Below are 22,809 nucleotides of genomic sequence, written 5' to 3'. Positions count from 1 at the left end.
CAGCAGCCACCCCGCTGACCAGCCCGCCTCTTCCAAACCCAACGCCGGAAGGGGCATCAACTCACAAACCGACCTCTCAGAATCGGGGCGCCGGGCGGACGGCATGGTCGCCCTGCGGGTGTACGAGGACGGCGAGGTGGTGCGGGTCGAGGTGACCGACGAGGGCTCGGACGTACCCCTGCCACCGATTCCCGACCGGGTCGATCCGCTCAGCGAAAGCGGCTGCGGGCTCTGGCTCGTCCGCGAGCTGTCCTCCGCCTGGGGGACGACGCGAGAGGCGACCGGGCGGACGGTGTGGTTCCAGATCGCGCTCGGTTAGTGGCAGTCGAGTGCCGGGGCGGTGACGCACGATGAGGGAGAGCTAGGGAATCCGGTCCGGGACATGGTCCGTCTAGTGTGGCGGTTTCCGTCCTGCCCCTCCCCCGGGCCGTACGGTGGCGGGGTGAGCGATGTCGATCCTTCCTTCGTCGCCGGACTGGCTCGCGTGCGCACGGCGGCGGGGGCGCTGATCCGGGACGAGGTCGGGCGGATCATGGTGGTGCACACGACCTACAAGCCCGACTGGGACATCCCGGGAGGCATGGTCGAGGTGGACGAGTCGCCGCTGACGGCCTGCGTGCGCGAGGTCGAGGAGGAACTCGGCCTCACCCTGCCGATCGGCCCCCTGCTGTGCGTCGACTGGGTCCCGCCGCGCGCCCCCTGGGACAGTGCCTTGCTGTTCGTCTTCGACGGAGGCGTCCTGCCGTCCGCGCGGGCCGCCGACATCCGATTGTGCGAGCGGGAACTGGACCGCGCCGAGTTCGTGCGGCCGGACGCCCTCGACGGCCTGGTGAAGCCAGGCATGGCGCGGCGGCTCCGCGAAGCGCTGTCAGCCCTACCCGACCGCCGCACCGCTTACCTGGAGAACGGCCACCCACCCGCCTGACAGGGCTCGCAGAGCGACCGAAGCCGTTTCCCGGTCAGACTCCCCCGGCTCCGGCCTCCGAGAGAAACACCCGCCACTCATCCTTGGTGACCACGAGCACAGCCCCGTCCCCCCGCTTGCCGTCCCGCACCGCGACAATGCCAGAGAGGTTGGCTGCCACCTCTACGCACTGTCCTCCGTCAACGCTCGACCAGGAGGACTTACGCCACTTCGCACCACTCAGGTCCATTACGCCACCCCGTTCCCCTAGTTTCGGGCTAGTCACTCATGTCTTACGCTTCCCGGGCCGTTGTCTCCCGGATAAAGCTCCGCCATGCCGCAGCGGTGACGATGAGAGCAGGCCCGTCCCCTCTCTTACTGTCCCGCACTGCGACGACACCAGGCAGGTTGACCGCCACCTCGACACAGTTGCCGCCTTCCGAACCCGAGTGGGTCGACTTGCGCCATTCCGCCGTGGACAGATCCGCGTTCAGCTTCTGGGATACCATCGATCTCGCGCATCCTTGATCATCTTGATTGAGACGCCAGTGGGATAGGCCTCGGCTCGTATCTTGTCATAAGCGCCCCAAACGTGAGCCACTAGCTCATGATCGACGCTTACCTCTCCTCTGCCCGCGGACTCGACCGACACGATGGTGGTCCCATCAGGCATCTGCGCGAGCATGAACCCCGATGACAGGCCGGCAGTACAGCAAGCCTCTCCAGGTACGAGTTGGATGCTTACGTTGTGCCGTCCGGACACTTCGAGCAGGTAGTCCAACTGCTCCCGCATGACCTCCTCAGTGCCGATCGGGCGGCGCAGCACCCATTCGTCGATCAGCACCCAGATCGCAGGCGGTCGTGCGCGCTCCAAGACGGCCCTCCTTTGCAGTCGCGCCCGAACTTGCGCCTCGACACTCTCCGGAACGGCGTTCACCGCTCCGGAGAAGATGCGCCGCGCGTACGCCTCGGTCTGCCATAGTCCCGGGACGAGGAGCGGGTCCCAGCTCCGCAGAACATCTGCCTCCGGCTCGATCTCCTCTACCCAACGCAGATACCAACCCGGCCCGCTCGAGCGTGCGGTCATTCGCTCACGTAGACCAACAAAGTGCTTGCTATCGGTCAATCCGAAGAGCTGATCCAAGATTTCAGCCTGATCGGCCTGCGGTGTCCGCTTTCCCATCTCCAGACGAGATATGTGAGTTTGTGTCACTTCAAGCCTCGTCGCTATCGCATTCTGCGACAAGCCTGCCGCCTCGCGCAGACGCCGCAGCTCAGCACCGAATTTCCGCTTGGAGGAATTCACCTCGCAGACCGCCTCGTCCCTCACGCTTCCTCCCGCGCTGCGATTCCAGCCTTCCGACAGGGTCAATATATGCCAGCCTCAGTCCCGGCAGCCCAGGTTTCAGACATGATTTGACCTTGCAGGGACTCGCGTACGGCATCCCAATCGCCTGCAATACCGGCAGTCTGATGGTGCTCGCACGAACCACCTGGGGCATGCATGACCCGCATAGTCCTTTAAGCGGACAGCGGCACGCATAGCAATATCGTGAGTTCCTTCACTTCGGGCGGATCGGAGCCCATATGAGCGACAACACCCGTTCACGCAGTCACGGTGGACGGAACGGGAAGGCGACCGACGGCATCACACGTACTCCTCACCGCGAAACGCAGTACATCCATTTGGTGCGGTTGGCGTGGGACCTGCATCGCCGCGGGCTGGGAGCGGCGGTGGAGCTGGCAAGCGGACTGGAGCCGGTTCTGCTGGTTCACCGGCCGAACGACGCGCTGCGGGTGATGGCGCTGGCACGGGAGGGCACGTGGTTCTTCACCTGGGGACGGGGACGCGACCATCGGGTACGTGCCCTGGCGAACGACGCCGCCGAGCGGATCTGGGAGGTCGCGCGATGAGGGCACAGGCCGCGAGCCTCCTCGGCGCCGTGGACCTGCTCGGCACGGACGCCTCGGTCCCGCTCGCCCGGGCGTACGTGCGCGGGCTACTGCTGGCGGCCGGGCGGCAGGAACCCGGGGACGCCGAACTGCTGGTGGGTGAGCTGGTCGCGAACGCGATCAGGTACTCGGAGTCGGGACGCAGACCGGGCGGCATGGTGGGCCTGCGCGTGTACGACGACGGGGCGGCGGTGCGCGTCGAGGTGATCGACGAGGGGTCGCCGGAGCCACTCCCGCGGATCCCCGCACAGGTCGACCCGTTCAGCGAGAGCGGTCGCTGCCTGTGGCTGGTCCGGGAGCTGTCCTCGGCCTGGGGATCGACGCAGGACGAGAGAAGCCGGACCGTCTGGTTCGAGATGGAGCCGGTGGGTTCTGGGCTGGACGAAAGCGAGACGGCCCGCCACCTGGATGGCGGGCCGTCCTTGGGAGGAGGTCAGACGCGGAAGGGGCCGGTGACGCAGTAGGTGATGCCGCCGGAGGAGGAGCCGCTGGTGCCGCGCTGGGAGGAGAAGTACAGGCGGTCGCCCGCGGGGTTGAAGGCGGGGCCGGTGATCTCCGAGGAGCTCTGGCCGGTGACGCGCAGGAACGGGGAGATCTTGTCGTCCGGGGTGATCAGGCAGATCTCCATGTTGCCGCCGTCCTCGGCGACGTACAGGTCTCCGTACCTGGAGCCGGTGATGTTGTCCACCCCGGTCAGCGGGGCGGAGCCCGAGGTGACCAGGTTGTCGTCGTAGGCCAGCTCGTAGGTGCTGCCGGCCAGGTTGACCTGCCACACCCGGTTGTCGCCCTTGGTGGTGAACCACACGGTGTCGCTCGCGTAGTAGCAGCCCTCGCCGCCGTTGAACACCTTGGCGCCGGAGACCTGGCTGCGGGTGTAGGTCGGCGACCCGTCGGGGTCGGGGACGTTCGCCCAGGTGAACGAGCCGGAGGTGGCGGTGCCGGCGACCATCACCTGAAGCGTCCCGGCGGACAGGTCGCCCCAGGTGGCGGGGATGAACCGGTAGAAACGGCCGTCGGTCTCGTCCTCGGTGAGGTAGATGACCTTGCGCACCGGGTCGGCGGCGGCGGCCTCGTGCTTGAACTGGCCCATGGCCGGGCGGCGCACGGCGGTGCCGCCGAAGGGGTAGGTCTCGTAGACGTACCCGCGGCTGACCTCCTCGCAGGACAGCCAGGTGTTCCACGGCGTCGCGCCGCCCGCGCAGTTCTGCCGGGTGCCGGACAGGATCGAGTAGGCCGAGGTGACGGCCCCCGCCGAGGTGAAGCGGATGGCCGAGGCCCCGCCGCCCGGGTTGATCTCGGAGTTGGAGACGTAGATCCAGCCGGTGCCGTCCGCGAAGCAGGCGCCGCCGTCAGGGGCGCTGTGCCAGGTGTGGGAGGTGCCGGCGACCTTCTGGCCGGAACGGGCGACGACCTGGCTGGTGAACCCGGCCGGGAGCTGGATTCCGTTGGCGTCGGCGGAGCCGAGGGGGCCGTAGGGGCCGGTCGCGTTCTGGGCGGGCGCGGCCAGGGCGGCGCCCTGCCACAGGCTTCCGGTGAACGCGATGGTGCTCGCCCCGAGCACCGAGGCACGCAGGAATGTACGGCGTTGCATCGACGGACCTCCCTAACAAGGGGTCTTCATGATCAGTTGCCGCGGCCCCCCAAACGTAGGCGCGTAATCGGACCACCCGCTGAACGGCAGATGAGGCGATGCCGAACGCCCGCCCTCGCCCATCCCCGAATGCCGCATGCCACCGAGCCGCAGTACCGCCCGCGGTGGCCTCGCACGCCGCGGCGCACCCGCCGAAGCGGCGAGCCGGCCGACGTCCCGGTGTGCGGACACAAGGCGGGCGAGATCTTCGGCCGAGAGCCTTCGGACGTGGTGGGCGCCGCTGCGAGCGAAAGCGGGTTGCCCGGGCGGTGAGGGCGTTGACAGGATTCCGGGCATGCCTACCTTCGCCGCCGATGACGGGACCCTGCTCGCCTACCACACGTTCGGGGAGGGGAAGCCGCTGATCTGCCTGCCGGGCGGGCCGATGCGCGCCTCGGCCTATCTCGGCGACCTCGGCGGGCTGTCCGCCCACCGGCGGCTGATCGTGCTCGATCTGCGGGGCACCGGCGGGTCCGCGGCGCCGGCGGACGACACCTCCTACCGTTGCGACCGGCAGGTCGACGACGTCGAGGCGCTGCGCCGGCACCTCGGCCTCGACCAGATCGACCTGCTCGGGCACTCGGCCGGCGCGGCTCTGGCGGTGTTCTACGCGACGCGGCACCCCGGGCTGGTCGGCAGGCTGGCGCTGATCACGCCGAGCACCATGGCGGTGGGCATCCCGGTCACCCAGCCGATGCGTCACGAGGTCGCCCGGCTGCGCAGCGCGGAGCCGTGGTTCCCCGGGGCGTACGCCGCGCTGGAGGCGATCTCGGCGGGCACGGGCGGCGCCGCGGAGTTCACGGCCATCCGGCCGTTCACCTACGGCCGGTGGGACGCGGCGGCCCAGGCGCATTCGGCCGCCGGGGACGGGCAGCGGAACCCGGATGCCGGGGCGATCTACGCCTCCGAGGGCGCCTACCCGCCCGAGGCGGTGCGCGAGGCGCTCGCGACGTTCGGCGCGCCGGCCCTGCTGGTGGCCGGGGATCTGGACGTGTCCACCCCCGAACCGGCCATCGCCGAGCACGCCAAGCTGTTCCCGGACGCCACGTACGTCGTGCTGCCCGGGACCGGCCACTACCCGTGGCTCGACGACCCCGGCCGGTTCGTCGCCACCGTCGCCGCGTTCCTGGACTAGGACGTCAGAGGCGGCACCGGTGTCCACCGGCCCGGCCGGGTTCGGCCCGGCCGGGCCGCGCGGAGGTCAGCCGGCCAGGCAGGCGGGGCCGAGGAGTTGTTTGAGGTCGCCCATCAGGGCCGGGGAGGGGGCGACGCGCAGCCGGTCGTCCAGCCGCATGACCGTGGTCTTGCTGCCGTTGTGCAGTTGCAGGTGGACCTCGGTGGTGCCGCGGTGCGTGGTCAGCACCTCCTTGAGCCGGCCGATCACCGGAGGTGTGCAGCGGGTCAGCGGCATGCTGACGACCAGCGGGCCGCCGGCCTCCTGCGACAGGTCGGGCGCGGTGACCTCCATGGCGACGATCTTGGCGACGTCCTCGCGCTTGTCCAGCCGGCCCTTGACGAAGACGATGGCGTCCTCGGCGAGCACGGTGGCGCAGAGCTGGTAGGCCGACGGGAAGATCATCACCTCGATGGCGCCTTCGAGGTCCTCCAGGGTGGTGAGCACCCAGGTGTCGCCCTTCTTGGTGACCTTGCGCTGCAGGCCGGTGAGGATGCCTCCCACGGTGACGACCTGCCCGTCGGGGCGGTCCTCGGACTGCAGAGAGGCCACCGAGCAGTCGGCGCCGGCCGACAGGATGTGCTCGACGCCGAACAGCGGGTGGTCGGAGACGTACAGGCCGAGCATCTCGCGCTCGAAGACCAGCAGCGTGGACTTGTCCCACTCCCCCGGCGGGATCTGCACGTCGAAGGTCTGGTCCTCGGCGCCCTCGATCGCGCCGAACAGGGAGTCCTGGCCGATGGCCTCGTTCTTCTTGATGTCGATGATGGCGTCGACGGCCTGCTCGTGCACCATGACCAGGCCCTTGCGCTGGTGGCCCAGCGAGTCGAACGCGCCGGCCTTGATCAGCGACTCGATGACCCGCTTGTTGCAGACCAGTGCGGGCACCTTGCGCAGGAAGTCCTTGAAGTCGGCGAAGCGGGTCTTCTCCTTGCGCGCGCCGATGATGCCGTCGACGACGTTGCCGCCGACGTTGCGGATGGCCGACAGGCCGAAGCGGACGTCGGTACCGCGCGGGGTGAAGTCGAAGTCGGAGTCGTTGACGTCCGGCGGCAGCACCTTGATGCCCATGCGGCGGCACTCGTTGAGGTAGAGCGCCGACTTGTCCTTGTCGTCCTTGACCGAGGTGAGCAGCGCGGCCATGTACTCGGCCGGGTAGTTGGCCTTGAGGTAGGCCGTCCAGTACGAGACCAGGCCGTAGGCGGCGCTGTGCGCCTTGTTGAAGGCGTAGTCGGAGAAGGGGACCAGGATGTCCCACAGGGTCTTGATGGCCGCGGCGGAGTAGCCGTTGTCCTTCATGCCCTGCTCGAAGGAGGCGAACTGCTTGTCCAGCTCGGCCTTCTTCTTCTTGCCCATCGCGCGGCGCAGCAGGTCGGCCTTGCCGAGTGAGAACCCGGCGACCTTCTGCGCGATGGCCATGACCTGCTCCTGGTAGACGATCAGGCCGTAGGTCGTGCCGAGGATCTCGGCGAGCGACTCGCGGAACTCCTCGTGGATCGGGGTGATCTCCTGCTGGCCGTTCTTGCGCAGCGCGTAGTTGGTGTGGGAGTTGGCGCCCATCGGGCCCGGGCGGTACAGGGCGCCGACCGCGGAGATGTCCTCGAAGTTGTCGGGCTTCATCAGCCGCAGCAGCGAGCGCATGCCGCCGCCGTCGAGCTGGAACACCCCGAGGGTGTCGCCCCGCCCGAGAAGCTCGTAGGTCTTGGGGTCGTCCAGCGGCAGCTTCAGCAGGTCGATCATGTTGCCGGTGTTGGCCTCGATCATCTTCAGGCAGTCGTCGATGATCGTGAGGTTGCGCAGGCCAAGGAAGTCCATCTTCAGCAGGCCGAGCGTCTCGCAGGTCGGGTAGTCGAACTGCGTGATGATCGCGCCGTCGGAGTCGCGGCGCATGATCGGGATGTAGTCGGTGAGCACCTCGCGGGACATGATGACGCCCGCGGCGTGCACGCCGGTCTGCCGGATCAGGCCCTCCAGGCCGCGGCCGAGGTCCATCGCCGCCTTGACGTCGACGTCCTCCTCGTACAGCTTGCGCAGCTCACCGGCCTCGTTGTAGCGCGGATGATCTTTGTCGAAGATGCCCGACAGCGGGATGTCCTTGCCCATGACGGCGGGCGGGAAGGCCTTGGAGACCTTGTCGCCGAGGGCGTAGGGATAGCCGAGGACGCGGGCGGCGTCCTTGATGGCCGCTTTCGCCTTGATGGTGCCGAAGGTGGCGATCATCGCGACCTTGTCGGCGCCGTACTTCTCGGTGACGTACCGGATGACGTCGGCCCGCCGACGTTCGTCGAAGTCGATGTCGACGTCGGGCATGGAGACACGGTCGGGATTGAGGAACCGTTCGAAGATCAGGCCGTGCGGCAGCGGGTCGAGGTCGGTGATGCCGAGCGCGTACGCCGCCAGCGACCCCGCCGCCGACCCTCGGCCCGGGCCGACGCGGATGCCGTTGTTCTTGGCCCACATGATGAAGTCGGCGACCACGAGGAAGTAGGACGGGAACCCCATCTGCAGGATGACGTTCATCTCGAACTCGATCTGGCGCTGGTGCTCCTCGTCCACCCCCTCGGGGAAGCGGCGGCGCATGCCGGCCTCGATCTCCTTGCGGAACCAGCCCTCCTCGGTCTCCCCCTCGGGCACCGGGAAGGTCGGCATGAGGTTCTTGAAGGTGAACATGCCGGACGGGTCGACCTTCTCGGCGACCAGCAGGGTGTTGCGGCAGCCCTCGGCCCACAGCTCGGAGGAGTCGACGGCGCGCATCTCGTCGGCGGTCTTGATGTAGTAGCCGCTGCCGTCGAAGCGGAAGCGGTCGGGGTCGGACAGCTGCTTGCCGGTCTGGATGCACAGCAGCGCGTCGTGGGAGGTGGAGTCGGACTCGTAGGTGTAGTGCGAGTCGTTGGTCACCAGCGGCGGGATGCCCAGCTCACCGGAGATCTTGGTGAGGCCCTCGCGGACGCGGCGCTCGATGTCGAGCCCGTGGTCCATGATCTCCAGGTAGTAGTTGTCCTTGCCGAAGATCTCCTGGGACCTCGCCGCAGCCGCCAGCGCCTCGTCGTACTGCCCGAGCCGCAGGCGGGTCTGCACCTCGCCGGACGGGCAGCCGGTGGTGGCCATCAGCCCTTCGGCGTGCTCGGCGAGCAGCTCGGCGTCCATGCGGGCCCACTTGCGCACGAACCCCTCGGTGTAGGCGCGCGAGGAGAGCTTCATCAGGTTGCCGAGGCCGGTGGCGTTGCGCGCCCAGATCGTCATGTGCGTGTAGTAGCCGCCCGCGGACACGTCGTCCCGCTTCTGGTGCGGCTCGCCCCACAGCACGGGCTTCTTCTGGTGCCGCGAGGCGGGCGCGACGTACGCCTCGATGCCGATGATCGGCTTGATCTCGGCCGCGGTCGCCTGCCTGTAGAAGTCGTAGGCGCCGTGCATGTTGCCGTGGTCGGTGATCGCGATGGCGGGCATCCCGAGATCGCCGACCTGTTTGAACATCTGCTTCAACCGCGCCGCTCCGTCGAGCATGGAGTACTCGGTGTGAACGTGCAGATGGACGAACGAGTCAGCCATGCGGGCCGTCCCTCTCCCCTCGATCCGGTGCGGCGCAGAAGAGCCTACGCCGTCCCGGCGGCCTCTCGGGGCACAGGCGGCCCGCTGGTCTCAATCGTGATCCGGCGCGGGGGCGGCGAGCGCCTCCATGGCGGTACGCGAGCGGTGTCCACCCTGGTGGGAAGCCTTTTCGGCGCCGTGCGACGCGGGCTTGCCCCCATTGTCGCGCGTGTCGCGGCGTGTCTCCTCCGCGAGGTGCAGACCGGCCTCGATCACGGCGTTCATGATCGGCGCGAGGCGGTGCTCGCCGAGCAGCGGGGCGCGGCGGGCCATCGCGGCGACCAGGCGGCGTTCGCGTTCCATGTCGCGCCCGGCGAAACCGCCGACCGGCTTGAGCCGCTGGACGGTGCCGGCCAGGCGGGCCCGCCGCTCCAGCAGCACGGCGAGCGCCGCGTCCACCCGGTCGATGGCCTGCCGGGCGTCGTCGACCGACCCGGGGGCCTCCTCCCGGATCAGCGCGCCGACCAGCGTCACCGCCTCGCGGGCCGCCGTGAGATCGTCCGGCCCGGCCTCGGGCGCGAGCCAGAGCCCGTCCGCTCCGGCGGCCACGGTGGCGGCGGCGAGGTGGGGATCGTCACCGGGTGCGACCAGGACCGGCAGCCCCGACCTCGTACGGGCCGCGCGGGCGAGCCCCAGATCGGGCCCGGCCACTCCGGAGGGTCCGGAGGACGCGCGGAGCGCGCCGTCCTCGCACAGCACCACACCGGGGGCACCCGCCGCGGCGAAGGCGCCGGCGGCGCGCAGCCAGTCCTCCAGCGCGGCCGCGCCCCTGGCGAGGACGACCGGCAGGGCGAGCGCGCCCGCCACGGTGACCAGCGCGGGGTCGCCGGCCCAGGCGGGGCCGAGCACCAGCGCGTCGGCGTGCGCGGCGAGGGCGGGCAGGTCGTCCGGCGTGGCGGGCTCGGCGAGCAGCGGCCCGTCCCACCAGGCCCTGACCCGGGTCAGCTCGGCCGCGGCCCGGCCCGCGGGCGGGCGCAGCCACACTCCGTCCGCGTGCTTTCCGTCCGGCTCCCTCGCGGGGCCGTCCTGCCCGGCGACCGCACCGGAGGCCGGCCTCGACGCGGAACGCTCCGGGGCGGCCGAGGGTGTCGCAGCGGCGGACGCGCCGCGGAGCACCACGGCGGGCCCCGTGCCCACCGGCAGGCTCCCGATCGCGACGGGGCGCGTACCCTGCTGTCCGGTCGATGACATCTCGGCTCCCTCGCTGGGCGCCGGCCGCGTCACCGCGAGCCGGCGGGGGTGGCAATGACGAAGGGCGAAGACTCGTGGTCTCCGCCCCTGCCGGCTCCGGAAGGTCGCTAGATCGTGTCGGCGACCGGCCCTCCCGGAACCGGCCGGATGACCACGAAATAGCAAGTCATGCGGTTGACGATACCAGAATGCTCCACGTACTGGACATCGCGTCTCACATGCCGGACGGATCATGCGCCGCCGCGTTTGCACGTGCGCATCGCTATGGGACGATTCAGTGGCCTGGAAGGGGGTAGCGGCGGGTGATGTCGGAAGCACGGCCGGACGGACGGCGGCAGGGACGCCGCGTGGCCGACCGCTACCAGCTACTGGAGCCGATCGGCCGTGGCGGCATGGGCATCGTGTGGCGGGCGCACGACGAGCTGCTCGACCGGGCGGTCGCCGTCAAGGAGGTCCGCTATCCCGGTGACCCCCAGGACGACGAGGTCGCCGAGCTCAACCAGCGCACGCTCAGAGAGGCGCGGGCCGCGGGCCGGCTGGCCCACCCGAACGTCGTCGTGGTGCACGACGTCATCGAGGAGAACGGCCGCCCGTGGATCGTCATGCAGCTGGTCGACTCGCGATCCCTCGGCCAGGTGCTGCGCGACGACGGCCCGCTGCCGATGCGCATGGTGGCCGAGATCGGCCTGCAGGTGCTGGAGGCGCTGCGCAGCGCGCACGCCGCCGGGGTGCTGCACCGCGACGTCAAGCCCGAGAACGTCCTGCTCACCGATGACGGCCGGGTGGTGCTGACCGACTTCGGCATCGCCCGCATGGAGACCGACACGACGATGACCCGCACGGGGCTGGTGGGCACGCCCGCCTTCATCGCCCCCGAGCGGCTGCGCGGCTACCCGGCGCAGCGCGAGTCGGACCTGTGGTCCCTCGGCGCCACGCTGTACGCCGCCGTCGAGGGCCGGCCGCCGCACGACAAGGGCATGGCGATGGCCACGATGCACGCCGTGCTGAACGAGGAGCCCGAGCCGGCGCTGCGCGCGGGGCGCCTCGGCGCCGTGCTGTCGGGCCTGCTGGAGAAGGACCCGGACAAGCGGCTGGGCGCCGACCAGGCCGAGCGGATGCTGCGCAGCATCGCGCAGGACCGCTCCAGCGTGCCGACGGCCGCGCAGCACACGATGCCGGCGACGCCGCTGCCCGCGCCGCCCACCAGCCCGCCGCGCAAGCAGCCCAAGCCGCCCCGGCGCCCGGCGCAGGAGGAGGCCGCCGAGGCCGCCGCCCCCGCCGTTCCCGAGACCGGCGTGCGCGACCAGGGGGATGCGCTGCGGCAGGTGCGGTCGCTGCGACCGGCCCCCGGGGCCGGCCAGGCGCGGGCCGCAGCGGCCACCGAGCAGGACGACGACGCGCAGGCGAGCCCGGCGGACCCCGCGCCGGAGACGCCGCGCGCCGCGCGCCCGGCGACCGGCGCGGAGGAGCCGGAGCCGAGCGCTCCCGCGCATGAGAGCGAGGACGGCGACGCCCCGGCCGACGCGGGCCGCGCGGCGAGTTCTCCGGCCGGCGCCGGGAAGCCGGCCGGCGAGCGGCCCGAGCGGGGTGCCGGCGCCAAGCCGATCAAGGCACCCGTACAGCCTGTGCGGCCCGCCGCGCGCCCGATCAAGGCGCCGGTGCAGCCCGTCCGGCGCAGCGAACCGGCCGAGCGCACCGACCTCGCGGAGCTCGCGGAGCACGCGGAGCACGCCGGTGAGCGCCCCGCCGCGGCGCTCGCCGGTCAGGACGACCCGCAGCGTCCGACGCACGTTCCCCGGCAGCAGGCGGCGGCGGAGACCGAGGCCCGTACCCGGCCCGAGACCCGCAAACGTCCCTACGGCGGCGCGCCGTACGCCGCGCCGGCCGATCCGGTCGCGGCCTCCTACGAGGGCACCCCGGCCGGTGCCACCACCGTCGGCCCGGCCGTCGCCGGGGACGACGGCGCGGGGGCCTCCGGCGGCTGGTCCGGCTCGGGAACAGGCGGTGGCGAGCGGCCGCCCGCCCTGCGTGTGGCCTTGATCGCCGTGCCCGTGGTCGTCATCGTGGCCGCCGTCGCGCTGTGGCTGGGCACGCAGATGGCGTCCGACGGCTCCAAGGGCGGCGCCGCCTCCACCGGACAGGCCACCGCCCCCTCCAAGGGGTCGGACGCGCCGTCTTCTCCCGCGCCGTCCACCGGTGCGTCGGGTTCCACGGGCTCGGCGAGTCCTGCGGCGTCAGCGACCCCGTCCGCCTCGCCGGACGAGCCCAAGCCCTCTTCCAGCCCCAAGCCCGGCGACGACGCCGTCGGGCCGGGGGACGTCCCGAAGGGCTGGCACAAGTACAAGCACTCCAGCGGCTTCTCCATCGCACTGCCCAAGGGGTGGGACGTGGACGGCAGGGGCAACGGCGAGGTCCGCTTCCGCGGCGACGTGCACACCTACCTGGAGGTCCACCACACCTCCCAGCCGAAGTCCGACGCCCTGGAGACCTGGAAGCGCGACGCACCGGGCATGAGCGGCAACTTCCCCGGCTACAAGCTGATCGCCTACAGGGAGGTCAAGGGGTTCTGGAAGACCGCGGCCGACTGGGAGTTCACCTTCGGCGACAGCCGCTACCGTTCCCGCGTGATCGACCGCGGCTTCGTCACCGACAAGAACAACGGCTACGCGCTGCTCTTCAAGACCCAGGAGAAGGGCTGGAAGAAGAAGAAGGCCATGTTCGAGACGATGGCCGCGACCTTCGAACCCGCCAAGTAGGCGACGGGGCCGGGCCGCCCCTGGGCTCCCGGCCACCCGTCACCTCCTCCTGCCGGGAGCACGCGCCTCACCTCCGCGCCGCGGCGACCGTCCGGACGCCCCGCCGCTCCGGTGGGACGTCCGGTCTGGGCGGGCGGGCTCCCCGTGTCGTCCGGATATGGGACGATGCGGGGGCGAGAATGGAGGGGTGGGTGGGTCGAGGTGACCGCTGAGACGCAGCGCCGGGTCGCCGGCAGGTATCTCCTGCTCGAGCCGATCGGCCGCGGCGGCATGGGCGTGGTCTGGCGGGCCCACGACGAGCTCCTGGACCGCACGGTCGCGGTCAAAGAGGTCCTCTACCACGCGATGAGCGAGGAGGACCGCGTCGCCTTCAACCGGCGCACCATCCGCGAGGCCCGCGCCGCGGGGCGGCTGGATCATCCTTCGGTGGTCGTCGTGCACGACGTCATCGAGGAGGACGGCCGCCCGTGGATCGTCATGCAGCTCGTGCGGGCGCGCTCGCTGGGCGAGATGATCAGGTCGGCCGGGCCCTTCGAGGCGCGGCGGGTGGCCGAGATCGGCACGCAGGTGCTGGACGCCCTGCGCTCCGCGCACGCCGCCGGAGTGCTGCACCGCGACGTCAAGCCGGAGAACGTCCTGCTCACCGAGAGCGGCAGGGTGGTGCTGACCGATTTCGGCATCGCCACGATGCCCGAGGAGACGGCGCTGACCACGACCGGCAACCTGTCGGGCACTCCGGCCTTCATGCCGCCCGAGCGGCTCAAGGGCCGTCCCGCCGCTCCCGAGTCCGACCTGTGGTCACTCGGCGCGACGCTGTACGCCGCCGTGGAGGGCCGGCCGCCGTTCGACCGGGGTGCCCCGGTGCCCACCATGGCGGCCGTCCTCAACGACCGGCCCGAGCCCATGCGGCGGGCCGGGCCGCTGGCCCCGGTGATCGACGGGCTGCTGCACAAGGAGCCCGAGCAGCGCATGCCGGCCGCCGAGGCCGCCGAGGCGCTGCGTCAGGTGGCCGCGGGCGGCTCGGCCCGAGGGCCGCGCGGCAGGGCCAGACGCGCCCCCGCGCCGGGGTCTCCCGTCCCGCCCATGACACTGGCCGGGCAGGCGCCCTGGACGACGCTCGACCACCATCCGGCGCCGGCCGCGGGCGGTGGCCGGCCTGGCCCGGCCCGCGCCGGCCTGCTCGTGGGCGTGCCGCTGCTCGTGGCCGTGCTCGGCGTGGGCGGCTGGCTCGGCTACCGGCAGGTCGCCGGTGGCGTGACCGTCTCGCGGGACGGTCACGCCGGGGCCACCGCGTCGGCGGTGGTGTCGAATCCGCCGTCTCCCTCCGCCACGCCCAGCCCGTCGGGCTCCTCCTCCGGCCTGCCGGCGGGCTGGAGCACCCACGTGGATCGCCTGGGCTTCACCATCGGCCTGCCGGAGCGTGCGACCGAGTTCAACCGCGAGCCGTCGAGGGTGAGCTTCCGGCTACCGGGTTCACGCGGCTACCTGCTGGTGGACACCACCGCCTGGACGGCGCGCGACCCGCTTCTCGCACTGCGGGACGTCGAGGTGCAGGCTGTGGCGAAACGGCGGCTGCCCGGCTACGAGCTGCTGAGCCTGCGCGCGGTGACCTACCGCGCGCGCCCGGCCGCCGACTGGGAGTTCACCTGGCAGACCAAGGACGGGCGCGTGCACGTGCTGGACCGCGCGTTCGCCACGGCGGACGGGCGGCACTTCGCCATCTACTGGCAGACGACGGACGACCGATGGAAAGAGGAATATCCACTTTTCGAGGCGTTCGCCAGGACTTTTCGGCCATCCAAACCATAGAGGCATGTGACCGATTTTTCGGGGTAGCCCGCTTCACATGCCGGATTCCTCCCAGGTCACAGACCGAGTCGTGGCAGGCAGATACCGTCTGCTGAACCCCATCGGCCGAGGTGGAATGGGCACCGTCTGGCGCGCCCATGACAAGGTCCTCGGCCGCGAGATCGCCGTCAAGGAGCTGATCGCGCCACCGGAGCTCACCGGCCCCGAACGGGAGATCTTCGCAGCAAGAACGTTCCGCGAGGCGCGCGCCGCCGGCAGGGTGAGCCACCCGGGCGTGGCCACGGTCTACGACGTGTTCGACGAGGGCGGCCATCCCTGGATCGTGATGCAGCTGGTGCCCTCCGACACGCTCGGCGCCGTCGTCCGCGACCACGGCCCGCTGGACCCCGTCCGCGCCGCCGAGATCGGTCTGCAGGTGCTCGCCGGGCTGCGCGCCGCCCACCAGGCCGGCGTGCTGCACCGCGACGTCAAGCCGGACAACGTGCTGCTGGCCAAGGACGGCGGCCGGGCGGTGCTCACCGACTTCGGCATCGCCACCCTCGAAGACGACTCCCCGGTGACCCGCACCGGCACGCTCATCGGCACCCCGGCGTTCATCGCCCCCGAACGCGCCGCCGGCGGGCAGGCCACCCGGGCCTCCGACCTGTGGTCGCTCGGCGTCACCCTGTACGTCGCGGTGGAGGGCCGCTCGCCGTTCCAGCGCGGAAACCCGCTGGCCACGCTCGGCGCCGTCATGCACGACCCGCCCGCGCCGATGCGCCTGGCCGGGCCGCTGGCGCCGGTGCTGGCCGGGCTGCTGCGCAAGGACCCGGCCGAACGGCTCACCGCGACCGAGGCCGAGCGCTACCTGCGCATGGTCGCCGCCGGCATCCAGCCGGAGCCGACCGCACCGGTCCCCGCCGGCGAGCCGGCCAGGGTGCCCGCACAGGCACCCTCCCCATCCCGGGAACGGATGGCCGGCCCGCCGATCACCGAACCGGACGCACAGCCGCCGCAGGTGCGCCCGGCGGGCGGGCGCGGCATCGCGCTGGCCGGTCTGACGTCGCTGATCCTGTCGGTCGGGCTGGTCGCCGGCGGGCTCGCCTGGGTCACCGCCCGGAACTCCGGGCCCGCGACCCCGGCCACCTCCCCCACCGTCCGGGTCACGGTGTCGGTCACCCCGACCGCCGAACCGGTCACCCGGCGCACTGGCCAGGAGGGCCGCCCGCCCAGCGAGCAGCCGTCCTGGCAGGGGTCGCAGAGCGGCGGCGAGCCCGGGCCCACCGGCGACCGTCCGACGCCGGACCGCAGCAAGGACGCGCGGGACGGCGGCAAGTCGCCCGAACCCCGGCCCTCGCCCAAGCCGACCAAGACCAGGACCGACCGCTCGGAGGACAACACCGTCCCGCCCTCCAGGGACGAGAACGACGACCCGGGCGGCGGCAAGAAGGACCAGGACGGCCAGGACGACCAGAACCGCGTCAGCAACAGCGACGATGCCACCAGCGACCAGGGCGAGACCGGCGGCGCGGGGATGGTCCTCGACGGCGGCCCCATGCCCGGCGCCTGACGCCTCGCCCCGGGCACCCCGCCCGGCGGAGGCGATGAGGCCCCGTACGGCACGATACGACCTGGACCGATCTAGGTGCAGGACACGGCCTGGACCGCACGCGGCACGACCAGGTCCGGGACGCCACCCGCAAGGCAGGTGGTACACGACCCGAACCGGAGCGCGGCCGGCGCCGGGACCCCCGGCCGAGACCACGAGGGATCGGGAGCCGGGCGCGGGGTGTGGTCAGGACTCGGCGCGGACGATCTCCAGCGCCCGGGCCAGATCGGCGGGGTAGTCGCTGGTGAAGGTCACCCACTCGCCGCTCGACGGATGCTCGAACGACAGCGAGACGGCGTGCAGCCACTGGCGGGTGAGGCCGAGCCGGGCCGCGAGCGTGGGGTCGGCGCCGTAGGCGAGGTCGCCCACGCAGGGGTGGCGGGTGGCCGACATGTGGACCCTGATCTGGTGGGTGCGGCCGGTCTCCAGCTTGATGTCCAGCAGGGACGCCGCCCGGAAGGCCTCGATCGTGTCGTAGTGGGTGATCGAGGGCTTGCCCCCGGCCACGACCGCGAACCTGCCGTCGCCGGCCGGATGCCGGTCGATGGGCGCGTCGATGGTGCCGCGCAGCGGGTCGGGGTGTCCCTGGACGAGCGCGTGGTAGCGCTTGTCGACCGTGCGCTCCTTGAAGGCCCGCTTGAGGCGGGAGTAGGCCGTCTCGCTCTTGGCCACGACCATGACGCCGGTGGTGTTGGCGTCCAGGCGGTGGACGATGCCCTGGCGCTCGGCGGCACCGCTGGTGGCCACCCGGTGCCCGGCGCCGAGCAGACCGCCGAGGACGGTCGGGCCGGTCCACCCCACGGTGGGGTGCGCCGCCACGCCGATCGGCTTGTCCACCACGACGATGTCGTCGTCCTCGTACCGGATGCCCATGCCGGGCACCGGCTCGGCCACCGGCACAGGCGCGGCGGGCGGCGGCGGGATCACGACCTCCAGCCACGCGCCCGCGTGCACACGGTCGGACTTGGCGGTGGCGGCGCCGTCCACCTGGACGTCGCCGGCGGCGATCAGCTCGGCGGCCCGGGTGCGGGAGAAACCGAACAACCGGGCCAGGGCGGCGTCCAGGCGCTCGCCCTCCAGGCCGTCCGGGACGAAGAGGCTGCGCTGTTCACCCATGGCTGCGGCCCTCCCGCTCGCGGCCGCCCACGGTGCCCGGCGCGGGCTCGTGGTCATCGGTCTCGCCCGGGGCGCGCTCTCCGTCGCCCGAATGCCGGACCGCCTGCGCGGCCTGGGACTCGTGCGCGGTCTCGGACGCCTGCGCGGGCCGGGATTCCTGAACGGCTCCGGACGCCTCGGCGGCCGGCTCCTCGCCGGCGCGCGTGCCGTCGATCTGGTAGCCCCGCCAGGCGAGGAGGACGGCGAGGATGCCGCCGCACACGATCGCCGAGTCGGCGACGTTGAAGACCGGGAACCTGGTGACCGGGAAGACCTCGATCCAGTCGACGACATGCCCCTGGAACGGCGCGGGAGCGCGGAAGAGACGGTCGGTGAGGTTGCCGAGCGCCCCGCCGAGCAGCAGCCCCAGAGTGACCGCCCACGGCAGGCTGCGGAGCTGCCGCGCCGTACGCAGGATCGCGATGACCACGCCGACCGCGATGACGGTGAAGACGATCGTCATGCCGGTGCCGATGCTGAACGCCGCGCCGGAGTTGCGGATCACCCGCAGCCGCAGCACGTCGCCGATCACGGTGACCGGCTCGCGGCCCTCCAGCGTGCTCACCACGATCGTCTTGCTCACGAGGTCGAGCGCGTAGACCACCGCCGCGAGGACCGCGAGTGCCACGATGCGCTTCGAGCGAGTGGTCTCGTGCCCCTCATGTGCCGCCAGGCCGGTCGAGGCGGTCGTCTCCGGCTCACCTGACGAGTGGCTCAGCGGCGTTCCTCCCGCTGCTTGCACGACACGCACAGCGTCGCCCTCGGGAACGCCTGCAGCCGCTCCTTGCCGATCGGCTTGTGGCACGATTCGCACTCTCCGTAGGTTCCTGCGTCGATGCGGGCGATCGCCCGCTCGTTCTGCGCGATGAGGTCGCGCGCATTCAGGGTAAGGGCGATCTCACGTTCCCGCTCATACGTCTTGGCCCCGGCGTCGGCCTGGTCGTCGCCCGCGCTGTCGCTGATGTCGCCGGAGGCGATCTGCGACTCCGCGCGCGCGACCTCGGCGGTAAGTTCCTCGGTCTCGCCGAGCAGCCGGCGGCGGACCTCGGAGAGCTCCTCCGCGGTCCAGCCGGCGGCACCGCTCGCCTGAGTGGCGGTCTTGTCCGCCCGCGTAACTCCGGCCATGAAGGTCTCCTCGCAGATCCACCTGATGAGCAGTGCGGGAAGCATAGGTCGGCCATATCCGAAGAACAAACGACGCGCCGACCGTTTACGCCATCCGTAACGCCGCAGCCCTTTCGGTCAATTCCTGCTCGTTACCGGTTATCTCCACGACCTTGTCCCTGCTTGTCGCGCCGGTTACGAGGCGGACGTCGGCGCGCCGCACACCGAACGCCTCGGCCACCGCGCGGAGCGCCGCCTCGGTGGCCCGGCCGTCCACCGCGCGCGCGTTCACCCGCACCACGATGGCGTCCTCGCCGTAGGCGCCGCCGACGGACTCACGGGACGCGCCCGGCCGTACCCTGATGCCCAGCCTCATCAATGTGTCGGTCCTCTCCCCGTCGTCGGCTATCGTGTCAGTTTGCAAGGCGTTGATGGGGACGAGTAGCTCCGATCCCCCTCGCAGGAGCGACCCGGGGGCGGTGCGAGCCCGGGGCGGGGGCCGAAGCGAAGATCACCCCGGAGCCGCCGGAGGAACGGCCGCGCCCCTCAAGGTCACGCGGTCCAGTAGAACCGGCAGCAAAGACAAGAGTGGGCCTCTTTTCCGGAGATCCTTCCTCCTTTTCCGGGAGGAGGGCTTCCGCGGAGGCCAAGGAGGGTGGTACCGCGGGGCCTCGGCCTCGTCCCTCCACGCCATGGAGGAACACTCGCGTGGAGGCTGCCCCTACGATGTCCGCACCCTATTTCCGCCCGCTCCCCGCCCAGGTGAGCCTGCCCGCCCTGGAGGCGGAGGTCCTCGACCGCTGGCGCGACGGCAAGGTCTTCGAGCGCTCGCTGGAGCAGAACGCCGGCGGGCCGTCCTGGGTGTTCTACGAGGGCCCGCCCACCGCTAACGGCATGCCCGGCGTGCACCACATCGAGGCCCGGGTCTTCAAGGACGTCTTCCCACGCTACAAGTCCATGCGCGGCTTCCACGTGCCGCGCAAGGCCGGCTGGGACTGCCACGGCCTGCCGGTCGAGGTCGCGGTCGAGCGTGAGCTCGGCCTGTCCGGCAAGCCGGAGATCGAGGCGTACGGCATCGCCGCGTTCAACGAGCGCTGCCGCGAGTCGGTCGAGCGCCACGTGGACGCGTTCGAGGAGATGACCGAGCGCATGGGCTACTGGGTCGACATGTCCCAGGCCTACCGCACCATGGACCCCTCCTACGTGGAGGCCGTCTGGTGGTCGCTCAAGGTGATCTGGGACAAGGACCTGCTGTTCCGCGACTTCCGGATCACTCCCTACTGCCCGCGCTGCGGCACCGGGCTGTCCGACCACGAGCTCGGCCAGCCCGGCGGGTACGAGACCATCACCAGCCCGTCGGTGTACGTGCGGATGCCGGTCACCTCCGGGCGGTTCGAGGGCGCCGACCTGCTCATCTGGACCACCACCCCCTGGACGCTGGTGTCCAACACCGCGGTCGCCGTGCACCCCGAGGTGACCTACGTCGTGGCGTCCAAGGAGGGTGAGCGGCCGGTGATCGTGGCCGAGCCGCTCCTTGCGAGCGCGCTCGGCGAGGGCTGGACCGCCGGCGAGCGCTTCCCCGGCGCCGAGCTGGAGTACACCCCGTACGCGCGGCCGTTCGAGCTGGTCGACATCCCCGGCGCGCACTACGTGGTGCTCGCCGACTACGTCACCGTCGAGGACGGCACCGGCCTGGTCCACCAGGCCCCGGCGTTCGGCGCCGACGACATGACCGTGTGCAAGCGCTACGGCCTGCCGATCGTCAACCCGATCGGCCCGGACGGGCGGTTCCTGGCGTCCGTGCCCATGGTGGGCGGGAAGTTCTTCAAGGACGCCGACGAGGAGCTGACCGAGGACCTCCGCGCCCGCGGCGTGCTGATGCGCGGCGGCCACTTCGACCACTCCTACCCGCACTGCTGGCGCTGCCACACATCGCTGCTGTACTACGCGCTGCCCTCCTGGTACATCCGCACCACCGCGATCAAGGACCGCCTGCTCGCCGAGAACGAGCGCACCGCCTGGTACCCGGCCACCATCAAGGAGGGCCGCTACGGCGAGTGGCTGCGCAACAACGTCGACTGGGCGCTGTCGCGGTCGCGCTACTGGGGCACCCCGCTGCCGCTGTGGGTGTGCACCAACGACGAGTCGCATGTGACCTGCGTCGGCTCGCTGAAGGAGCTCGGCGCGCACGCCGGGCGCGACCTGTCGGCGCTCGACCCGCACCGGCCGTTCGTCGACGACGTCACCTTCCCCTGCCCGACCTGCGGCAACGAGGCCCGCCGCGTGCCCGACGTCATCGACGCCTGGTACGACTCCGGCGCGATGCCGTTCGCCCAGTGGGGCGCCCCGCACGTCGGGAAGGAGACCTTCGAGGCGTCCTACCCCGCGCAGTTCATCTGCGAGGCGCTCGACCAGACCCGCGGCTGGTTCTACTCGCTGATGGCCGTCGGCACGCTGGTGTTCGACAGGTCCAGCTACGAGAACGTGCTGTGCCTGGGGCTGATCCTCGCCGAGGACGGCCGCAAGATGAGCAAGCACCTCGGCAACGTGCTGCAGCCGATCCCGCTGATGGAGCGGCACGGCGCCGACGCGCTGCGCTGGTTCATGGCCAACTCCGGCTCGCCCTGGGCGCCGCGGCGGGTGGGCCACGCCTCGCTGGAGGAGATCGTCCGCAAGGTCCTGCTGACCTACTGGAACACCACCTCCTTCTTCACGCTGTACGCGGGCGCCGAGTCCTGGTCGCCGGCCGCGCTCGCCGAGGCCCCGGCGCCGGCCGACCGGCCGCTGATCGACCGCTGGGCGCTGGCGGAGCTGAACCGCACCGTGGCCGAGGTCACCGACGCCATGGAGTCGTTCGACACCACCCGGGCGGGCCGGCGGCTGACCGACTTCCTCGACGACCTGTCCAACTGGTACGTCCGCAGGTCCCGCCGCCGCTTCTGGTCGGGCGACACCTCGGCGTTCGCGACCCTGTACGAGTGCCTGGAGACGCTGACCCGGCTGATGGCGCCGTTCGTCCCGTTCGTCACCGACTACGTCTGGGACGTGCTGCGCGCCCCGGACGCGCCGGCGTCGGTGCACCTGGCCACCTGGCCGCAGGTGCGCGAGGAGCTGCTGGACCCCGCGCTGTCGGAGCAGATGGCCCTGGTGCGCCGCCTGGTCGAGCTGGGCAGGTCGGCCCGCGCCGGAAGCGGGGTCAAGACCCGCCAGCCGCTCGGCCGCGCGCTCGTCGGCGCGCCCGGATGGGCGTCAATGCCCGCCTCGCTGCGCGATCTGATCGCCGACGAGCTGAACGTGCAGGCGCTGGAGGACCTGTCGTCGTTCTCCTCCGACCTGGTCTCCTTCACCGTCAAGCCGAACTTCCGCACCCTCGGCAAGCGGTTCGGCGGCGCCACCAAGGACGTCGCCGCCGCGATCACCGCGGCCGACCCGGCCGAGCTGGCTCACCTCATCCGCGACGGCCGGACCGCGACCGTCCAGGTGCACGGCGAGCCCGCCGAGCTCGGGCCGGACGATGTGATCATCAGCGAGCAGCCGCGGGCCGGCTGGGCGGTGGAGAGCGGTGCGGCCGGCACGGGCACCGGCGAGACCGTGGCGCTGGACCTGACGGTGACGCCCGAGCTCATGCGCGCCGGCCTGATCCGCGAGGTCGTCCGCCTGGTGCAGGACGCCCGCAAGTCCAGCGGCCTGTCCATCACCGACCGCATCGACCTGTGGTGGACGGCCTCCGGCGACCTCGCCGACGCGCTGCGCGCGGACGGCGGCAAGGTGGCCGAGGAGGTTCTGGCCACCTCCATGACCGAGGGCACTCCGGGGACCGACCTCCCCGCCCACCACGACCCCGACCTCGGCCTGACCTTCCACCTCACCCGCGCCACCGCCTGACCACGGGCCGGCACGGGCGCCCGAAATGGTCCGAAGGGCCCTGGGAATCATCCCGGGGCCCTTTACAACGTA

Annotated in this window: 19 protein-coding genes; 9 read left to right on the top strand and 10 right to left on the bottom strand. The window is 71.5% G+C overall.

Features of this window, described 5'->3' with window-relative positions; translation table 11 throughout:
* Window positions 1-319 (top strand): ATP-binding protein (locus IEY93_RS22520; protein ID WP_229691365.1); only part of this gene is annotated, 319 nt, incomplete at its 5' end.
* Between the two features lie 123 nt (window positions 320-442).
* Window positions 443-925, top strand: a complete 483-nt coding sequence (locus IEY93_RS22515; RefSeq protein ID WP_203968787.1) for an NUDIX domain-containing protein — start codon at window positions 443-445, stop codon at window positions 923-925.
* Between the two features lie 34 nt (window positions 926-959).
* Here the strand turns inward: IEY93_RS22515 and IEY93_RS22510 are convergent, their stop codons facing one another.
* The 3 genes from IEY93_RS22510 to IEY93_RS22500 are packed head-to-tail and all read right to left on the bottom strand — an operon-like array spanning window position 960 to window position 2,234.
* Window positions 960-1,154 (bottom strand): DUF397 domain-containing protein, encoded by a 195-nt coding sequence (locus tag IEY93_RS22510; protein ID WP_189165088.1) that lies wholly within the window; start codon window positions 1,152-1,154, stop codon window positions 960-962.
* Between the two features lie 43 nt (window positions 1,155-1,197).
* The gene (locus IEY93_RS22505) at window positions 1,198-1,413 is read right to left on the bottom strand and encodes a DUF397 domain-containing protein (RefSeq protein ID WP_189165087.1); all 216 of its coding nucleotides are present in this window, start codon (window positions 1,411-1,413) and stop codon (window positions 1,198-1,200) included.
* Entirely contained in the window at window positions 1,395-2,234 is an 840-nt protein-coding gene (locus IEY93_RS22500) for a helix-turn-helix domain-containing protein (protein WP_189165086.1), read from the bottom strand. Before IEY93_RS22500 ends, IEY93_RS22505 begins: the two co-directional genes overlap by 19 nt.
* 257 nt (window positions 2,235-2,491) lie before the next feature.
* On the opposite strand from IEY93_RS22500, the gene IEY93_RS22495 reads away from it, so the two are divergent.
* Window positions 2,492-2,818 (top strand): hypothetical protein, encoded by a 327-nt coding sequence (locus IEY93_RS22495; protein ID WP_189165085.1) that lies wholly within the window; start codon window positions 2,492-2,494, stop codon window positions 2,816-2,818.
* On the top strand, window positions 2,815-3,321 hold the full coding sequence (locus IEY93_RS22490; RefSeq protein WP_189165084.1) for an ATP-binding protein: 507 nt from the start codon (window positions 2,815-2,817) through the stop codon (window positions 3,319-3,321). The genes IEY93_RS22495 and IEY93_RS22490 overlap by 4 nt, the downstream gene beginning before the upstream one ends.
* Here the strand turns inward: IEY93_RS22490 and IEY93_RS22485 are convergent.
* Entirely contained in the window at window positions 3,291-4,448 is a 1,158-nt protein-coding gene (locus tag IEY93_RS22485; protein WP_189165083.1) for an alkaline phosphatase PhoX, read from the bottom strand. The genes IEY93_RS22490 and IEY93_RS22485 overlap by 31 nt on opposite strands.
* 334 nt (window positions 4,449-4,782) lie before the next feature.
* Between IEY93_RS22485 and IEY93_RS22480 the strand changes: the two genes are divergently transcribed.
* Window positions 4,783-5,622, top strand: coding sequence for an alpha/beta fold hydrolase (locus IEY93_RS22480; RefSeq protein ID WP_189165082.1), 840 nt, complete (start codon window positions 4,783-4,785; stop codon window positions 5,620-5,622).
* Window positions 5,623-5,688: 66 nt separating this feature from the next.
* Here the strand turns inward: IEY93_RS22480 and dnaE are convergent, their stop codons facing one another.
* Both dnaE and IEY93_RS22470 read right to left on the bottom strand, forming a co-directional pair.
* Window positions 5,689-9,210: a DNA polymerase III subunit alpha gene (gene dnaE / locus IEY93_RS22475; RefSeq protein WP_189165081.1), complete on the bottom strand. Its 3,522-nt coding sequence runs from the start codon at window positions 9,208-9,210 to the stop codon at window positions 5,689-5,691.
* 90 nt (window positions 9,211-9,300) lie between these two features.
* Window positions 9,301-10,440, bottom strand: a complete 1,140-nt coding sequence (locus IEY93_RS22470) for a chorismate mutase (RefSeq protein ID WP_189165080.1) — start codon at window positions 10,438-10,440, stop codon at window positions 9,301-9,303.
* A 305-nt stretch (window positions 10,441-10,745) separates the two neighbouring features.
* Here IEY93_RS22470 and IEY93_RS22465 point away from each other — a divergent pair, with 305 nt between their 5' ends.
* From IEY93_RS22465 to IEY93_RS22455, 3 genes are all read left to right on the top strand, one after another.
* Window positions 10,746-13,196, top strand: a complete 2,451-nt coding sequence (locus IEY93_RS22465) for a serine/threonine-protein kinase (RefSeq protein WP_189165079.1) — start codon at window positions 10,746-10,748, stop codon at window positions 13,194-13,196.
* A 201-nt stretch (window positions 13,197-13,397) separates the two neighbouring features.
* Window positions 13,398-15,005: a serine/threonine-protein kinase gene (locus tag IEY93_RS22460; RefSeq protein WP_189165078.1), complete on the top strand. Its 1,608-nt coding sequence runs from the start codon at window positions 13,398-13,400 to the stop codon at window positions 15,003-15,005.
* 37 nt (window positions 15,006-15,042) lie between these two features.
* Window positions 15,043-16,554, top strand: coding sequence for a serine/threonine-protein kinase (locus IEY93_RS22455; protein ID WP_189165077.1), 1,512 nt, complete (start codon window positions 15,043-15,045; stop codon window positions 16,552-16,554).
* A gap of 225 nt (window positions 16,555-16,779) precedes the next feature.
* Here IEY93_RS22455 and IEY93_RS22450 read toward each other — a convergent pair whose 3' ends face one another.
* The 4 genes from IEY93_RS22450 to IEY93_RS22435 form a co-directional block, all read right to left on the bottom strand.
* Entirely contained in the window at window positions 16,780-17,709 is a 930-nt protein-coding gene (locus IEY93_RS22450; protein ID WP_189165076.1) for an RluA family pseudouridine synthase, read from the bottom strand.
* Window positions 17,702-18,376, bottom strand: a complete 675-nt coding sequence (gene lspA / locus IEY93_RS22445) for a signal peptidase II (protein WP_229691363.1) — start codon at window positions 18,374-18,376, stop codon at window positions 17,702-17,704. The genes IEY93_RS22450 and lspA overlap by 8 nt, the downstream gene beginning before the upstream one ends.
* 86 nt (window positions 18,377-18,462) lie before the next feature.
* Window positions 18,463-18,873: a TraR/DksA family transcriptional regulator gene (locus tag IEY93_RS22440; protein ID WP_189165099.1), complete on the bottom strand. Its 411-nt coding sequence runs from the start codon at window positions 18,871-18,873 to the stop codon at window positions 18,463-18,465.
* A gap of 85 nt (window positions 18,874-18,958) precedes the next feature.
* Entirely contained in the window at window positions 18,959-19,228 is a 270-nt protein-coding gene (locus IEY93_RS22435) for a DUF167 domain-containing protein (RefSeq protein WP_189165075.1), read from the bottom strand.
* A gap of 350 nt (window positions 19,229-19,578) precedes the next feature.
* Between IEY93_RS22435 and ileS the strand changes: the two genes are divergently transcribed.
* On the top strand, window positions 19,579-22,737 hold the full coding sequence (ileS, locus tag IEY93_RS22430) for an isoleucine--tRNA ligase (RefSeq protein WP_189165074.1): 3,159 nt from the start codon (window positions 19,579-19,581) through the stop codon (window positions 22,735-22,737).
* Window positions 22,738-22,809: the final 72 nt, after the last annotated feature.

It is taken from the genome of Sphaerisporangium melleum (assembly GCF_014646695.1).
GTDB lineage: Bacteria > Actinomycetota > Actinomycetes > Streptosporangiales > Streptosporangiaceae > Sphaerisporangium > Sphaerisporangium melleum.
This window is presented reverse-complemented; position numbering and strand designations above follow the sequence as displayed.

Bases quoted from the DNA above. Each gene is read 5' to 3' on its own strand.
- IEY93_RS22490 (WP_189165084.1), top strand. From the start codon at position 2,815: ATGAGGGCACAGGCCGCGAGCCTCCTCGGCGCCGTGGACCTGCTCGGC.
- IEY93_RS22450 (WP_189165076.1), bottom strand. From the start codon at position 17,709: ATGGGTGAACAGCGCAGCCTCTTCGTCCCGGACGGCCTGGAGGGCGAG.
- IEY93_RS22510 (WP_189165088.1), bottom strand. From the start codon at position 1,154: ATGGACCTGAGTGGTGCGAAGTGGCGTAAGTCCTCCTGGTCGAGCGTT.
- IEY93_RS22495 (WP_189165085.1), top strand. From the start codon at position 2,492: ATGAGCGACAACACCCGTTCACGCAGTCACGGTGGACGGAACGGGAAG.
- dnaE (WP_189165081.1), bottom strand. From the start codon at position 9,210: ATGGCTGACTCGTTCGTCCATCTGCACGTTCACACCGAGTACTCCATG.
- IEY93_RS22435 (WP_189165075.1), bottom strand. From the start codon at position 19,228: ATGAGGCTGGGCATCAGGGTACGGCCGGGCGCGTCCCGTGAGTCCGTC.
- IEY93_RS22505 (WP_189165087.1), bottom strand. From the start codon at position 1,413: ATGGTATCCCAGAAGCTGAACGCGGATCTGTCCACGGCGGAATGGCGC.
- ileS (WP_189165074.1), top strand. From the start codon at position 19,579: ATGTCCGCACCCTATTTCCGCCCGCTCCCCGCCCAGGTGAGCCTGCCC.
- IEY93_RS22440 (WP_189165099.1), bottom strand. From the start codon at position 18,873: ATGGCCGGAGTTACGCGGGCGGACAAGACCGCCACTCAGGCGAGCGGT.
- IEY93_RS22465 (WP_189165079.1), top strand. From the start codon at position 10,746: ATGTCGGAAGCACGGCCGGACGGACGGCGGCAGGGACGCCGCGTGGCC.
- IEY93_RS22455 (WP_189165077.1), top strand. From the start codon at position 15,043: ATGCCGGATTCCTCCCAGGTCACAGACCGAGTCGTGGCAGGCAGATAC.
- IEY93_RS22485 (WP_189165083.1), bottom strand. From the start codon at position 4,448: ATGCAACGCCGTACATTCCTGCGTGCCTCGGTGCTCGGGGCGAGCACC.
- IEY93_RS22480 (WP_189165082.1), top strand. From the start codon at position 4,783: ATGCCTACCTTCGCCGCCGATGACGGGACCCTGCTCGCCTACCACACG.
- IEY93_RS22470 (WP_189165080.1), bottom strand. From the start codon at position 10,440: ATGTCATCGACCGGACAGCAGGGTACGCGCCCCGTCGCGATCGGGAGC.